Genomic DNA, 15,567 nt, shown 5'->3' with positions numbered 1-15,567 from the left:
GATCCGCATTCTACCCTCCACTAATGTGTATACTAACCCGCCAGATTTCAAGTCAGGATGATTCAATGCCCGTTGCGCACGTTGCCTTACCTGTTCCGCTACCTCGCACCTTTGACTACCTCCTGCCGGAAGGCTTGAGCGCCAAAGCCGGGTGTCGTGTACGCGTGCCTTTTGGCAAGCAGCAGGAGCGTGTGGGTATCGTCCTGTCCGTCAGCGAGCACAGTGAACTACCGCGGAGCGAATTGAAAGCCGTTCTCGAAGTGCTGGACAGCGAACCGGTCTACTCGACCTCTGTCTGGCGTCTGCTGTTGTGGGCGGCGGATTATTATCATCATCCTATCGGTGACGTACTGTTTCACGCTCTGCCAATTTTACTGCGCCAGGGACGTCCGGCGACAAACGCGCCCATGTGGTACTGGTTTGCCACTGAAGAAGGCCAGGTTATTGACCTCAACAGCCTGAAGCGTTCTCCCAAGCAGCAACAGGCGCTGGCTGCGCTACGCCAGGGAAAAATCTGGCGCGACCAGGTGGCTGAACTGGAATTTAATGATGCCGCATTACAGGCACTGCGGAAAAAAGGGCTGTGCTCCCTGGCAAGCGAAACGCCAGGCTTTAGCGACTGGCGTACGCACTACGCTGTTTCCGGTGAGCGTCTGCGGCTGAATACCGAACAGGCCACCGCCGTCGGGGCGATCCACAGCGCTTCTGACAGTTTTAGCGCCTGGCTATTAGCGGGCGTGACGGGATCGGGTAAAACAGAGGTCTATTTAAGCGTACTGGAAAATGTGCTCGCCCAGGGCAAACAGGCGCTGGTAATGGTGCCGGAGATTGGCCTGACGCCGCAAACTATTGCCCGTTTTCGCGAACGCTTCAATGCGCCGGTCGAAGTCCTGCACTCGGGTTTAAATGACAGTGAACGTCTTTCGGCATGGCTGAAGGCGAAAAATGGTGAAGCGGCAATTGTTATCGGCACGCGCTCGTCGCTGTTCACGCCGTTTAAAAATCTGGGCGTGATTGTCATCGACGAAGAGCACGACAGCTCTTATAAACAGCAGGAAGGCTGGCGTTATCATGCGCGCGACCTCGCGGTTTATCGCGCCCATAGCGAACAAATTCCCATCATTCTCGGCTCAGCCACCCCTGCGCTGGAAACGCTGTGCAACGTGCGGCAGAAAAAATACCGCATGTTGCGCCTGACGCGCCGTGCCGGGAATGCACGCCCAGCCACTCAGCATGTACTGGATCTCAAAGGTCAGCAGGTACAGGCCGGGCTCGCCCCTGCGCTTATCGCCCGTATGCGTCAGCATCTGCAAGCGGATAACCAGGTGATCCTGTTTTTAAACCGCCGGGGTTTTGCGCCTGCCCTGCTGTGCCACGACTGTGGCTGGATTGCTGAATGCCCGCGCTGCGATCACTACTACACGCTGCATCAGGCGCAACACCATCTGCGCTGCCATCACTGCGACAGTCAGCGTCCGATACCGCGTCAATGCCCTTCCTGCGGCTCAACGCACATGGTTCCGGTAGGACTCGGCACCGAACAGCTTGAGCAGGCTCTGGCGCCTTTTTTCCCCGGCGTGCCAATCTCACGCATCGATCGTGACACTACCAGCCGCAAAGGCTCGCTGGAGCAGCATCTGGCGGAAGTGCATCGCGGCGGCGCGCGAATCCTGATCGGCACGCAAATGCTGGCGAAAGGCCACCATTTCCCGGACGTCACTCTGGTGGCGTTGCTGGACGTTGACGGCGCGCTGTTCTCCGCAGATTTCCGGTCGGCAGAACGCTTCGCCCAGCTCTACACGCAGGTTTCCGGGCGTGCCGGTCGCGCCGGGAAGCAGGGCGAAGTGGTACTGCAAACGCACCACCCTGAACATCCGCTGCTGCAAACCTTGCTGTATAAAGGGTATGACGCCTTTGCCGAGCAGGCGCTGGCAGAGCGACAAACGCTCCAGCTTCCTCCATGGACCAGCCATGTGATCGTGCGGGCAGAAGATCACAACAACCAGCATGCGCCGATGTTCTTACAGCAGTTACGAAATCTGATTCAGGCCAGTCCGCTGGCCGATGAAAAACTGTGGGTGTTAGGCCCAGTTCCCGCCCTGGCGCCCAAACGTGGCGGTCGCTATCGCTGGCAAATTTTGTTGCAGCACCCGTCGCGAATTCGCCTGCAGCATATCGTCAGTGGAACGCTGGCGCTGATTAATACGTTACCCGATGCACGTAAGGTTAAATGGGTGCTGGATGTCGATCCCATCGAGGGATAATCCCTCACGATGCGAGGCGGATCGTAAAATTAAATATCCATCACACTTTTTATGAAAATTCTGTAACCGCTTCCATTCACTATCTGATAAAAATGTTTCAGATGAAGGCTATTCAAGGACGAGTCTGTGCCAGCAGCTCTCTGGCGAGGAGAAAGAGTGAAACCGAATAAGCAGGTTGCCGCCGCTACGATGAAAGATGTTGCTCTGAAGGCGAAAGTCTCAACGGCAACCGTATCCCGCGCATTAATGAACCCAGACAAAGTCTCGCAGTCAACCCGTAACAAGGTTGAACAGGCAGCGCTTGAAGTGGGATATTTACCCCAATCAATGGGACGTAACGTTAAGCGTAATGAATCGCGTACCATTCTGGTGATTGTGCCGGATATCTGCGATCCGTTTTTTAGCGAAGTGATTCGTGGCATCGAAGTCACCGCCGCAGAACAGGGATATCTGGTGCTTATCGGCGATTGCGCGCACCAGAACCAGCAGGAAAAGACCTTCCTCAACCTCATAATTACCAAGCAGATCGATGGCATGGTGCTGCTCAGCTCGCGCCTGCCGTTTGATGCCAGCGTGGAAGAGCAACGCAACTTGCCACCGATGGTTATGTCCAACGAGTTCGCGCCAGAGCTGGAACTGCCCACCGTGCACATTGATAACCTCACCGCCGCCTTCAACGCGATGAACTATCTGCTGGAACTGGGGCATAAACGCATTGGCTGTATCGCCGGGCCCGAAGATATGCCGCTGTGCCATTACCGTCTGCAAGGTTACGTTCAGGCACTACGTCGCAGCGGAATTACGGTCGATCCGCATTTCATCGCGCGCGGTGACTTTACCTATGAAGCGGGAGCCAATGCGCTTAAACAGCTCCTGGCGCTACCACAGCCGCCTACCGCGGTCTTTTGTCACAGCGATGTCATGGCGCTTGGCGCCCTCTCTTACGCCAAACGTCAGGGTCTGAAGGTGCCCGACGATTTATCGATTATCGGCTTCGATAACATTTCGCTCGCGGAATTTTGTGATCCACCCCTGACAACCGTCGCACAGCCGCGTTTCGATATCGGACGTGAAGCTATGCTGTTACTGCTCGATCAATTACAAGGACAGAACGTCAGCAGTGGCTCACGTTTACTGGACTGCGAGCTTATTATTCGGGGTACTACCCGGGCACTGACGTAAAGTAAAGTGCTTTCGGACTCCCCTGTCTGGTCAAAGGCCCGCCGCTTAAGTAACATGGCGGGCTGACGAACGAATAAATACAGCGAAACGATAGTGGCACAACGAGATTATGTACGTCGCGGCCAACCGGCACCTTCGCGGCGCAAGAAGAGCACATCACGGAAAAAACAACGCAATACGCCTGCGGTATCGCCCGCAATGGTTGCTATTGCTGCAGCCGTACTCGTGACCTTTATCGGTGGTCTGTACTTCATTACGCATCACAAGAAAGAAGAGTCCGAAACGCTGCAAAACCAGAAAGTCACCGGTAATGGCATCCCGCCAAAACCGGAAGAGCGCTGGCGATACATTAAAGAGCTGGAAAGCCGTCAGCCTGGCGTACGTGCGCCTACCGAACCGTCTGCCGGCGGCGAGGTGCTGAACGCCGACCAATTAACCAATGAGCAGCGCCAGCTATTGGCGCAAATGCAGGCTGATATGCGTCAACAGCCAACGCAGCTCAACGAAGTGCCGTGGAACGAACAAACGCCTGAACAACGCCAGCAAACGCTGCAGCGCCAGCGTCAGGTACAGCAACAGCAATGGGCCAACACGCAGCAGCAGGCTCAACAGCCGCGCACGCAACCACGGGTAGCGGAACAGCCTTACCAGCAGCCGCAAACGCGTACGGCGCAAACCGCGCCGGTACAGCAGCCGAAAGCACAGCCAAAACCGGCGGCGCAACAGCCGTATCAGGATTTGCTGCAAACGCCTGCGCATACCACCGCCGCTCAGCCGAAAACGCAACCGGCCGCGCCAATAACGAATGAAACGCAGCCGCCAAAACAGACGGCGGAGAAAAAAGATGAACGCCGCTGGATGGTTCAGTGCGGGTCATTTAAAGGCGCTGAGCAGGCAGAAACCGTGCGCGCGCAGCTGGCCTTTGAAGGGTTCAACTCGCGTATTACCACCAATAACGGCTGGAATCGCGTGGTCATTGGTCCGGTCAAAGGCAAAGAGAATGCCGACAACACCATCAGCCGCCTGAAGGTTGCTGGTCACACAAACTGCATTCGACTCGCCACTGGGGGTTGAAACCCCCAAAATCCCCCCCATCTATACTTGCATTACGCCCCGCATACTGTGCGGGGCCTGTACATTGCATTTGTAACCAAGGGGTCTGCTCGTGACAACAATAGTAAGCGTACGCCGTAACGGCCATGTGGTAATCGCCGGTGATGGTCAGGCCACACTGGGTAACACCGTAATGAAAGGCAACGTGAAGAAAGTCCGCCGTCTTTACAACGACAAAGTCATCGCGGGCTTTGCGGGCGGTACTGCGGATGCATTCACGCTGTTTGAACTGTTTGAACGCAAGCTGGAAATGCACCAGGGTCACCTGGTGAAGGCTGCCGTTGAACTGGCAAAAGACTGGCGTACAGACCGTATGCTGCGCAAACTCGAAGCGCTGCTGGCCGTCGCAGATGAAACGGCATCGCTCATCATCACCGGTAACGGCGACGTCATCCAGCCAGAAAACGATCTGATTGCCATCGGCTCCGGCGGTCCCTACGCCCAGGCTGCTGCACGCGCTCTGCTGGAAAACACCGAGCTTGGCGCACGCGAGATTGCTGAGAAAGCGTTGGATATTGCAGGGGATATCTGCATTTATACCAACCACTTCCATACCATCGAAGAATTGAACTCCAAAGCGTAAGGATCCCCCATGTCTGAAATGACCCCACGCGAAATTGTCAGCGAACTGAACAAACACATCATCGGCCAGGATAACGCTAAGCGTTCCGTGGCGATTGCCCTGCGTAACCGCTGGCGTCGTATGCAGCTCAACGAAGAGTTGCGCCATGAAGTCACGCCAAAAAACATTCTGATGATTGGCCCGACCGGCGTCGGTAAAACCGAAATCGCCCGTCGCCTGGCAAAACTGGCCAACGCGCCGTTCATCAAAGTTGAAGCAACCAAATTCACCGAAGTTGGCTATGTTGGCAAAGAAGTTGACTCGATCATCCGCGATCTGACCGATGCTGCCATTAAGATGGTTCGCGTTCAGGCAATCGAGAAAAACCGCTTCCGTGCCGAAGAGATGGCGGAAGAGCGCATTCTCGACGTGCTGATCCCACCGGCTAAAAATAACTGGGGACAGTCAGAGCAGCCGCAGGAACCTTCTGCAGCGCGTCAGGCGTTCCGTAAAAAACTGCGTGAAGGCCAACTGGATGATAAAGAGATCGAAATCGATCTCGCGGCCGCACCGATGGGCGTTGAAATCATGGCGCCTCCGGGAATGGAAGAGATGACCAGCCAGCTGCAGTCCATGTTCCAGAACCTGGGCGGTCAGAAGCAAAAACCGCGTAAGCTGAAAATCAAAGACGCGATGAAACTGCTGATTGAAGAAGAAGCGGCCAAACTGGTGAACCCGGAAGAGCTGAAACAAGAAGCTATCGATGCCGTTGAGCAGCACGGGATCGTGTTTATCGACGAAATCGACAAAATCTGTAAACGCGGTGAATCCTCCGGCCCGGACGTGTCCCGCGAAGGCGTACAGCGCGACCTGCTGCCGCTGGTTGAAGGCTGCACGGTGTCCACCAAGCACGGCATGGTGAAAACCGATCACATCCTGTTTATCGCCTCTGGCGCATTCCAGGTGGCGAAACCGTCCGACCTGATCCCGGAACTGCAGGGTCGTCTGCCGATTCGTGTGGAACTTCAGGCGCTGACCACCAGCGATTTTGAGCGTATCCTTACCGAACCGAATGCCTCCATCACCGTCCAGTACAAAGCGCTGATGGCGACTGAAGGTGTGGACATCAACTTCACTGAATCCGGTATTAAACGCATTGCCGAAGCGGCCTGGCAGGTCAACGAAACCACCGAAAACATCGGTGCACGTCGTCTGCATACCGTTCTGGAACGTCTGATGGAAGATATTTCCTATGATGCGAGCGATTTGAACGGCCAAAGCATCACAATTGATGCCGAATATGTGAGCAAACATCTGGATGCGCTGGTCGCAGATGAAGATCTGAGCCGTTTTATCCTATAATCGCGTTCAATGCATTTTCATCACTGTTGATGGGGCTGATAAAGCCCCATTTTTATTGGCGCTAAATATGACTGAACAACAACAAATTAGCCGCTCACAAGCCTGGCTGGAAAGTTTACGACCTAAGACCTTACCGCTCGCCTTCGCGGCGATCATCGTCGGTACGGCATTAGCATGGTGGCAAGGATACTTCAATCCGCTGGTTGCTCTGCTGGCATTGATTACGGCGGGATTGCTGCAAATTCTGTCCAATCTCGCTAACGACTATGGCGATGCCGTCAAAGGCAGCGACAAGCCCGACCGCATAGGACCGCTGCGCGGTATGCAAAAAGGGGTCATAACCCAACAGCAGATGAAGCGGGCGCTGATCGTCACCGTGGTGCTGATCTGCCTGTCCGGTCTGGCCCTGGTTGCTGTGGCCTGCCACACGCTGGCAGATTTTGTCGGCTTCCTGGTGCTCGGCGGCCTGTCGATCATCGCCGCAATCACCTATACCGTAGGTAATCGCCCTTACGGATATATCGGTCTGGGCGATATTTCCGTACTGGTGTTCTTCGGCTGGCTGAGCGTTATGGGAAGCTGGTATCTGCAGGCGCATACGTTGATTCCGGCGCTCATTCTGCCTGCTACCGCCTGCGGCCTGCTGGCAACTGCCGTGCTCAACGTCAACAATCTGCGCGATATCAACAGCGACAGAGAGAACGGCAAGAACACGCTGGTCGTGCGTTTAGGCGCTGTCAATGCCCGCCGCTACCACGCCTGTCTGCTGATGGGCACGCTGGTCTGCCTGGCCCTGTTTAACCTGTTCTCACTGCAAAGCCTGTGGGGATGGCTGTTTATCCTCGCCGCTCCGCTGCTGATTAAACAGGCGCGGTACGTGATGCGTGAGATGGATCCTGCGGCAATGCGCCCAATGCTGGAACGCACCGTAAAAGCGGCATTGTTAACTAACCTGCTGTTTGTCGTTGGAATTTTCTTAAGTCAGTGGTCTCTTTAACTGACAAATATCAATTAACAATTGATGATTTTGCCAACAGTACACATAGCGCGATATACTAAAAATTCTCGCAGCAACTGAACGTTGAGCCTATGAAATACGATACATCCGAGCTTTGTGACATCTATCAGGAAGATGTCAACGTCGTGGAACCACTGTTCTCTAACTTTGGAGGACGGTCGTCGTTTGGCGGACAAATCATCACGGTAAAATGTTTCGAGGACAACGGGTTGCTGTACGATCTGCTCGAACAAAACGGCCGTGGTCGCATTCTGCTGGTCGATGGCGGTGGTTCTGTCCGTCGTGCGCTGGTCGATGCCGAACTGGCTCGACTGGCCGTACAGAATGAATGGGAAGGTCTGGTCATCTACGGCTCAGTCCGTCAGGTAGACGATCTGGAAGAACTGGATATCGGCATTCAGGCGATTGCCGCAATTCCGGTCGGTGCCGCAGGGGAAGGTATTGGAGAAAGCGATGTGCGCGTCAACTTTGGCGGTGTAACGTTCTTCTCTGGCGATCACCTGTACGCCGACAACACCGGGATAATCCTCTCCGAAGACCCGCTTGATATCGAGTAAGTAAAAAGGCCATCAGCAAATTTGATGGCCTTTTTTTCATTCATTTGATTCGTAATGAATGACTTTAATATCATACTTTTCATTTTTTTCTTCGGCAACGACGCTCATCATCTCACGACTGGCAGGATAAGTTTCGATATAAGCATTTAATTTATCCACAGCTATCTGAACGTCACTCTTTTGTATTCCGATAAAAATTATTTCACTGAGTTGAAGATGGCTACCTTCATCTGAATAGCTTACAAAAAACCAGTCGCTGGATACCCTTGGGACCTGTTTAAGAGGTTTCGGTGTTAGCAGATGATAGAATAATAAATTCTGCTGTGTATAGATTTTTTCTGTAAAGATGCTCAACATGAAACAGCAATAAAGTAGCGAAATTAAAATCATAAATACAATAATAAAACCTGATTTCCTGAACTTCATATGCGGAGTTCCCGAACATAATTTGGATTCGCAACAGGTTTTATTATATCCATAAATAAAGGTAATTCCCCTGAGTAGGGTTCATGTTTCTTATCCTTATCTATTGGGTCAGGAAATAGTAACGGAATAACGCTTTTGTTTTTAAACTCACCAACAGGACCATAGAAGTCCCAGATACGATAAGCCTTTTCTTTCGAACAGATCTGAAGACGAGAGGTGTAATCTGCATAATTTACAGCTTGGTAAAAACCAAATAAGTTCGATACCAAATCTTCAGCACTATAGCCACTATCCGTTAAATATACGTAAGGCCAAAAATCCTGCAAGGATTCGAAGCGATGTGACGTACCTAAGAATATCGATAAAGCAATACCTTGTAAGGTTCGTTCCGGTAATCCTCGTCGCACCATAAATCTACGATATATACCAGTATTAATATTTAGGCCATGAATGTTTTTGGACATACTTTGATGATAATTTACTTCATAAAATTCGCTATCACCACCACGAGCTCTTATCATTTCAAACCATAATCTTTCAGCCCCTGCTGGATTAGCATGGCCTAAATCAATCCATCCTAGATTCTCTGTATAGATAAGGCCATATTTAATATCACTGGTGATAAATCGATCCGAATTATCAATAATATCGTTTCTTTTTGTCATATCGTATTCTTTGAACTTTAAAAGTTACGATATCCTAATCTCTACATAGTAAAAAGGCATCCATTATGGATGCCTTTTTAAAGAAATCAGAATTAGACTTCTTCCATACGACCCAGCAGGGCATGCAGACGATCCTGCCAGCCGTTCTGCTGTTCTTTCAGGTTGTTATTCTCACGCTCCAGCTCTTCACGCTGCTGCTGTGCAGTCTGAACTTCCTGCGACAGTGAGTTGTTCTTTTCTTTCAGCTCTTCGATTTCCATCTGTAACAGCGTGATGGTATCAATCGCCTGCTGTACTTTTGCTTCCAGTTTCTCAAACACTTCTAATGACATCGTCATACCTCTCCTGAATTGCAAGGCGTTGATGGATAAAAATCCTCGTCCCGATAACCGGCGACGCCTTAATAAAAACGAGCGCACTCTACTTAACACCGATTGTATGAAGCCGCGTCATCCCTGTCCAGCGGCATCCCGCGCAGATTGCGGTTTGCAACACTTTTAGTCTTTCTCCTGGTGACATGACTGTCATAACTCTTAAGTGTTAACAGATTGATCAGTGAAATGATTCAGCTCACACTATTTTTGTATAACAAATACCGCACAATGGCGCGAAAACGCTCATTTTGTTGATGCAGTACACACATTTTAATTTCGATATTTCTCGTTTTTGAGCGTTAACGATAAATTAACAGTGTGCCTACCGGCTCCGGGGATGTCAGTGACCTTCTCGCACACAATAAACATTAAACTCTCTTCAGGATCCGATTATGAGTCAAACCTCAACCTTAAAAGGCCAGTGCATTGCTGAATTCCTCGGTACCGGGTTGTTGATTTTCTTCGGTGTGGGCTGTGTCGCTGCACTCAAAGTAGCTGGTGCTACTTTTGGTCAGTGGGAAATCAGTATCATCTGGGGTCTGGGGGTAGCGATGGCTATCTATCTGACCGCAGGCGTTTCTGGTGCACACCTGAATCCCGCGGTAACCATCGCACTCTGGCTGTTCGCCTGTTTTGATAAACGCAAAGTTGTCCCTTTTATTATTTCGCAAATTGCCGGCGCCTTTTGCGCAGCGGCATTGGTTTACGGGCTTTATTACAATCTTTTCATCGATTTTGAACAAACCAACCATATCGTGCGTGGCACTACCGAAAGCCTGGGTCTGGCGGGTACTTTCTCCACCTATCCGAATCCGCATATCAATTTTGTGCAGGCCTTCGCGGTTGAAATGGTCATTACCGCTATTCTAATGGGGCTGATTCTGGCTCTGACCGACGATGGTAACGGTGTACCTCGTGGTCCGCTGGCACCACTGCTGATTGGCTTATTGATTGCCGTTATTGGTGCTTCCATGGGTCCGCTGACAGGTTTTGCGATGAACCCGGCACGTGACTTCGGACCGAAACTCTTCGCCTGGATGGCCGGATGGGGTGAGATTGCCTTCACAGGTGGTCGTGATATCCCTTACTTCCTGGTTCCGGTGTTTGGCCCAATTACCGGCGCGATTTTGGGCGCATGGGCATATCGCAAACTGATTGGTCGCCATTTACCGTGCGATGTCTGCGTGATTGAAGAAAAAGACGCGGCGGCCAACACTCAACAAAAAGCTTCGCTGTAATGTGACTACGGGACAAAAATTATGACTGAAAAAAAATATATCGTTGCGCTCGACCAGGGCACCACCAGCTCCCGCGCGGTCGTAATGGACCACGATGCGAATATCGTTGCCGTTTCACAGCGCGAATTCGAGCAAATCTACCCGAAAGCAGGTTGGGTAGAACACGACCCAATGGAAATTTGGGCAACCCAAAGCTCTACGCTGGTTGAAGTTCTGGCGAAAGCCGATATCAGTTCCGATGAAATTGCAGCGATCGGTATTACCAACCAGCGTGAAACCACCATCGTCTGGGAGCGTGAGACCGGTAAACCAATCTACAACGCCATTGTGTGGCAGTGTCGTCGTACCGCAGATATCTGCGAAAAGCTCAAGCGCGATGGCATGGAAGAATACATCCGTAACAACACCGGCCTGGTCATTGACCCGTACTTCTCTGGCACCAAGGTGAAATGGATCCTCGACCACGTTGAAGGCTCGCGTGAACGCGCTCGTCGCGGCGAACTGCTGTTTGGTACCGTGGACACCTGGCTTATCTGGAAAATGACGCAGGGACGCGTACACGTCACGGATTACACCAACGCTTCACGTACCATGCTGTTCAACATCCACTCCCTGGACTGGGATGACACGATGCTGGATGCGCTGGATATTCCGCGCGCCATGCTGCCAGAAGTGCGTCGCTCTTCTGAAGTGTACGGTCAGACCAACATTGGTGGTAAAGGCGGCATTCGTATTCCTATCTCCGGTATCGCCGGTGACCAGCAGGCAGCTCTGTTTGGCCAGCTGTGCGTAAAGGAAGGGATGGCGAAAAACACTTACGGTACCGGCTGCTTCATGCTGATGAATACCGGTGAGAAAGCCGTTAAGTCCGAAAACGGACTGCTGACCACCATCGCCTGCGGACCGACCGGGGAAGTGAACTACGCGCTGGAAGGTGCGGTATTTATGGCTGGCGCATCCATTCAGTGGCTGCGCGATGAAATGAAACTCATCAGCGATGCATTCGACTCTGAGTATTTCGCCACCAAAGTGAAAGACACCAACGGCGTGTACGTCGTTCCGGCATTTACTGGCCTGGGTGCACCGTACTGGGACCCGTATGCACGTGGCGCCATCTTCGGCCTGACCCGTGGCGTAAACTCCAACCACATCATCCGCGCAACGCTTGAGTCTATCGCTTATCAGACGCGTGATGTTCTGGAAGCGATGCAGGCTGACTCCGGTATTCGTCTGCACGCCCTGCGCGTTGACGGCGGTGCGGTCGCCAACAACTTCCTGATGCAGTTCCAGTCTGACATTCTGGGCACCCGCGTAGAGCGTCCGGAAGTTCGCGAAGTCACCGCATTAGGTGCAGCGTACCTGGCTGGCCTGGCAGTAGGCTTCTGGCAGAATCTGGATGAGTTGCAGGAGAAAGCGGTCATCGAGCGTGAATTCCGTCCAGGCATCGAAACCACCGAGCGTAACTTCCGTTACAGCGGCTGGAAAAAAGCGGTCAAACGCGCCATGGCATGGGAAGATCACGACGAGTAATACGTCATCGCCGGATGGCTACTTTGGCTTATCCGGCAAAATCTTCGTGCGGGGGCAACCCCGCACACACATCAATAATCTCGCCCCCTCCCCTGTGCTACACTTCGCGCCATTCCTTTCAGCTACGAGTTTGCAATGAGACGAGAACTTGCCATTGAATTTTCACGCGTGACCGAAGCGGCCGCGCTGGCTGGCTATAAATGGTTGGGCCGCGGCGATAAAAATACCGCTGACGGCGCGGCAGTGAACGCCATGCGTATTATGCTCAACCAGGTCAACATCGACGGCACCATCGTGATTGGCGAGGGTGAGATTGATGAAGCGCCGATGCTGTTTATCGGTGAAAAAGTCGGGACCGGTCTTGGTGATGCGGTCGACATCGCCGTCGATCCTATCGAAGGTACACGCATGACGGCAATGGGTCAGGCAAACGCGCTGGCTGTACTGGCTGTGGGTGATAAAGGCTGCTTCCTGAATGCGCCAGATATGTACATGGAAAAGCTGATTGTCGGCCCAGGCGCAAAAGGGTCTATCGACCTGAACCTGTCGCTGGAAGCCAACCTGCATAACGTTGCCGCTGCACTCAATAAACCGCTGAGTGAGCTGACCGTAACCATTCTGGCCAAACCACGCCATGATGAAACGATCGCCGAAATGCAAAAACTGGGCGTGCGCGTCTTCGCTATTCCAGACGGCGACGTTGCGGCCTCCATTCTGACCTGCATGCCAGACAGTGAAGTTGACGTGCTGTACGGCATTGGCGGCGCACCTGAAGGTGTGGTTTCCGCAGCTGTGATCCGCGCACTGGACGGCGACATGCAGGGCCGTTTGCTGGCGCGTCATGACGTCAAAGGCGACAGCGAAGAGAACCGTCGCATTGGCGAACAAGAACTGGCTCGTTGCGCCGCCATGGGCATTGAAGCGGGCAAAGCGCTGCGCCTCGATGAAATGGCGCGTAGCGACAACGTCATTTTCTCCGCCACCGGCATCACCAAAGGCGATTTGCTGGAAGGGATTAGCCGTAAAGGTAATATCGCGACCACCGAAACGCTGCTGATCCGCGGCAAATCACGTACGATCCGTCGCATTCAGTCGATTCACTACCTCGATCGTAAAGATCCCGATGTGCAGGCGCACATCCTGTAATTGATTTGATCAATAGAGCCTTCCAGCCCATATGGGCTGGAAATCTTTCGTCCAACGAACGAAGATAAGGCAATCAAAGCAGACAGGAGAAAACCATGGCAGATTGGGTAACAGGCAAAGTCACAAAGGTGCAAAACTGGACCGATGCCCTGTTTAGTTTGACCGTGCGAGCTCCAGTTCTTCCTTTCACTGCAGGTCAGTTCACTAAGCTTGGCCTTGAGATCGACGGCGAACGCGTCCAGCGCGCCTATTCTTACGTAAATGCCCCTGATAACCCCGATTTAGAGTTTTATCTGGTGACAGTTCCCGACGGCAAACTGAGCCCTCGTCTGGCAGCACTGAAGCCTGGCGATGAAGTCCAGGTGGTGAGTGAAGCTGCTGGTTTCTTCGTGCTGGATGAAGTCCCCGATTGCGAAACGCTATGGATGCTGGCGACCGGCACGGCTATCGGCCCATATTTGTCGATTCTGCAGTTAGGCAAGGACCTGGATCGCTTTAAAAATCTGGTGCTGGTCCACGCCGCGCGCTATGCCGCCGATTTGAGCTATCTACCGCTGATGCAGGCGTTGGAAAAACGCTACGAAGGTAAATTACGCATCCAGACGGTTGTCAGCCGTGAAACAGCCGCAGATTCGCTGACCGGACGTGTACCGGCGTTGATTGAAAGCGGTGAGCTAGAAAAAGCAGTCGGGTTGCCAATGGATAAAGAAACCAGCCATGTGATGCTGTGCGGAAACCCGCAAATGGTACGCGATACGCAGCAGTTGCTGAAAGAGACCCGGCAAATGACCAAACACCTGCGCCGTCGACCGGGCCATATGACCGCAGAGCACTACTGGTAAGAACGTTTCAATGCCCGGTAAACACCCGGGCATTTTGCCGGATGGCGCTTACGCTTATCCGGCCTACGAGTCAGCTCTGTACTTTACGTCCTGCGTATCCTTACCATATTTATTCGCGTCCTGGGTGCCAATGAACGCCCCCAGATCGATAAGCATACCAACCAGAATCAACGTTGGAACAAAGCGGCCTATCGCCCATTGCCAGACGCCGGGTAAAATTGCCCAATTTCCGGCCAGCAGCATCCACGCCAGGATCATCAACAGCGCCCACGCTCCGGAGCGCCCCCGGTCATGCAGACGTTTTACCGTCACTGCCGCCGTTGGCCATAGCAGACACACCAGACAAAAAGCCGCGGTCTGAATATCGAGTAATTGTTTGCTCGCCAGCGAAAACAGAACCAGCATGCTGACGATCCAGAGGCCAATCCAAATCCAGAAATCACGGCGCCCGATGCGCCCTTTAAATGAGAATAACCACTGCTGTATGGTCATGTAAGTTCCTTTATTATTACCTTCCAGAACAGTTTACCCTTTTGACAAGCTCGACGGTTACCGTTTTAATCGTGAGCAATGAGAATGAAAGGTACGATTGATGAAGCAAGGATTTACACTGTTTTTATTATTGTTTTCAGCCTTAACCGCGAGCACTGCGGTACTGGCGGAAGAGCCGTCGACGGCAACCACGGCCCCCTATTTACTGGCGGGCGCGCCGACCTTTGACCTGTCGATTAGCCAGTTTCGTGAAAACTTTAATACGCAGAATCCGAAGCTTATTCTGAATGAGTTCCGTGCCATCGACAGCAGTCGCGATCGAGCAAATCTCACCCGCGCAGCCAGTAAAATCAATGAAAACCTGTATGCGTCTTCCGCTCTTGAACGCGGCACCCTTAAAATCAAAAGCATGCAGATAACCTGGTTACCCATTCAGGGGCCAGAACAAAAGGCAGCCAAAGCGAAAGCGCTGGAATACATGACCGCCGTCATCCGCACCGTCGCACCGCTACTGACGAAGGAACAGAGCCAGAAAAAGCTGCAAAAACTGCTCGCCGCAGGCAAAGGTAAGCGCTATTACGCTGAAACAGAAGGCGCAATTCGCTATGTTGTTGCTGACAACGGTGAAAAAGGACTGACCTTCGCTGTTGAACCGATTAAGCTGGTACTATCAGAAAGTCTTGAGAAGGCGAATTGATGACAAAAAGCAAAGCCTTTCAGGGGATGAATCTCTATACTGTTTCACAGACCATGCTGCCCTCACGGGCGGCCATATTCCTTAATTCGCTGACAAGCG

16 protein-coding genes are annotated in these 15,567 nt (G+C 52.5%); 12 read left to right on the top strand and 4 right to left on the bottom strand.

What is annotated here, in order from left to right; genetic code table 11:
* Positions 1-65 precede the first annotated feature (65 nt).
* From priA to rraA, 7 genes are all read left to right on the top strand, one after another.
* On the top strand, positions 66-2,264 hold the full coding sequence (gene priA / locus OGV71_RS09665; RefSeq protein WP_003840515.1) for a primosomal protein N': 2,199 nt from the start codon (positions 66-68) through the stop codon (positions 2,262-2,264).
* 156 nt (positions 2,265-2,420) lie between these two features.
* Positions 2,421-3,446 (top strand): DNA-binding transcriptional regulator CytR, encoded by a 1,026-nt coding sequence (gene cytR / locus OGV71_RS09660; protein ID WP_003028807.1) that lies wholly within the window; start codon positions 2,421-2,423, stop codon positions 3,444-3,446.
* A 93-nt stretch (positions 3,447-3,539) separates the two neighbouring features.
* Entirely contained in the window at positions 3,540-4,520 is a 981-nt protein-coding gene (gene ftsN / locus OGV71_RS09655; RefSeq protein WP_003840513.1) for a cell division protein FtsN, read from the top strand.
* A gap of 91 nt (positions 4,521-4,611) precedes the next feature.
* Entirely contained in the window at positions 4,612-5,142 is a 531-nt protein-coding gene (gene hslV / locus OGV71_RS09650) for an ATP-dependent protease subunit HslV (protein WP_003028805.1), read from the top strand.
* A gap of 9 nt (positions 5,143-5,151) precedes the next feature.
* Entirely contained in the window at positions 5,152-6,483 is a 1,332-nt protein-coding gene (gene hslU / locus OGV71_RS09645) for an ATP-dependent protease ATPase subunit HslU (RefSeq protein WP_003028803.1), read from the top strand.
* Positions 6,484-6,550: 67 nt separating this feature from the next.
* Entirely contained in the window at positions 6,551-7,480 is a 930-nt protein-coding gene (menA, locus tag OGV71_RS09640; RefSeq protein WP_003028801.1) for a 1,4-dihydroxy-2-naphthoate polyprenyltransferase, read from the top strand.
* Positions 7,481-7,572: 92 nt separating this feature from the next.
* The gene (gene rraA, locus OGV71_RS09635) at positions 7,573-8,058 is read left to right on the top strand and encodes a ribonuclease E activity regulator RraA (RefSeq protein ID WP_003028798.1); all 486 of its coding nucleotides are present in this window, start codon (positions 7,573-7,575) and stop codon (positions 8,056-8,058) included.
* A 36-nt stretch (positions 8,059-8,094) separates the two neighbouring features.
* Here rraA and OGV71_RS09630 read toward each other — a convergent pair whose 3' ends face one another.
* The 3 genes from OGV71_RS09630 to zapB form a co-directional block, all read right to left on the bottom strand.
* On the bottom strand, positions 8,095-8,484 hold the full coding sequence (locus OGV71_RS09630; protein ID WP_048220112.1) for a hypothetical protein: 390 nt from the start codon (positions 8,482-8,484) through the stop codon (positions 8,095-8,097).
* Entirely contained in the window at positions 8,481-9,149 is a 669-nt protein-coding gene (locus tag OGV71_RS09625; protein ID WP_003028796.1) for a hypothetical protein, read from the bottom strand. Before OGV71_RS09625 ends, OGV71_RS09630 begins: the two co-directional genes overlap by 4 nt.
* Positions 9,150-9,241: 92 nt before the next feature.
* Positions 9,242-9,487, bottom strand: coding sequence for a septal ring assembly protein ZapB (gene zapB / locus OGV71_RS09620; RefSeq protein ID WP_088732415.1), 246 nt, complete (start codon positions 9,485-9,487; stop codon positions 9,242-9,244).
* A 428-nt stretch (positions 9,488-9,915) separates the two neighbouring features.
* Between zapB and OGV71_RS09615 the strand changes: the two genes are divergently transcribed.
* From OGV71_RS09615 to fpr, 4 genes are all read left to right on the top strand, one after another.
* Positions 9,916-10,761: an MIP/aquaporin family protein gene (locus tag OGV71_RS09615; protein ID WP_003028793.1), complete on the top strand. Its 846-nt coding sequence runs from the start codon at positions 9,916-9,918 to the stop codon at positions 10,759-10,761.
* A gap of 21 nt (positions 10,762-10,782) precedes the next feature.
* The gene (glpK, locus tag OGV71_RS09610) at positions 10,783-12,291 is read left to right on the top strand and encodes a glycerol kinase GlpK (RefSeq protein WP_003028792.1); all 1,509 of its coding nucleotides are present in this window, start codon (positions 10,783-10,785) and stop codon (positions 12,289-12,291) included.
* A gap of 135 nt (positions 12,292-12,426) precedes the next feature.
* Entirely contained in the window at positions 12,427-13,437 is a 1,011-nt protein-coding gene (gene glpX, locus OGV71_RS09605; protein ID WP_003840506.1) for a class II fructose-bisphosphatase, read from the top strand.
* Between the two features lie 95 nt (positions 13,438-13,532).
* Entirely contained in the window at positions 13,533-14,279 is a 747-nt protein-coding gene (gene fpr, locus OGV71_RS09600) for a ferredoxin--NADP(+) reductase (protein ID WP_003840504.1), read from the top strand.
* 63 nt (positions 14,280-14,342) lie between these two features.
* Here the strand turns inward: fpr and OGV71_RS09595 are convergent, their stop codons facing one another.
* Positions 14,343-14,771 carry a DUF805 domain-containing protein gene (locus tag OGV71_RS09595; RefSeq protein ID WP_048220107.1) on the bottom strand — a complete coding sequence of 143 codons (429 nt, stop codon included), beginning with the start codon at positions 14,769-14,771 and terminating at the stop codon, positions 14,343-14,345.
* Positions 14,772-14,871: 100 nt separating this feature from the next.
* On the opposite strand from OGV71_RS09595, the gene OGV71_RS09590 reads away from it, so the two are divergent.
* On the top strand, positions 14,872-15,468 hold the full coding sequence (locus OGV71_RS09590) for a YiiQ family protein (protein WP_003028785.1): 597 nt from the start codon (positions 14,872-14,874) through the stop codon (positions 15,466-15,468).
* The last annotated feature ends 99 nt before the right edge of the window (positions 15,469-15,567 follow it).

This window comes from Citrobacter sp. Cf088 (genome assembly GCF_030334295.1).
Taxonomy (GTDB): domain Bacteria; phylum Pseudomonadota; class Gammaproteobacteria; order Enterobacterales; family Enterobacteriaceae; genus Citrobacter; species Citrobacter freundii.
Note: the sequence above shows the minus strand (reverse complement) of the source record. Positions and strands in the feature narration are given on the sequence as shown.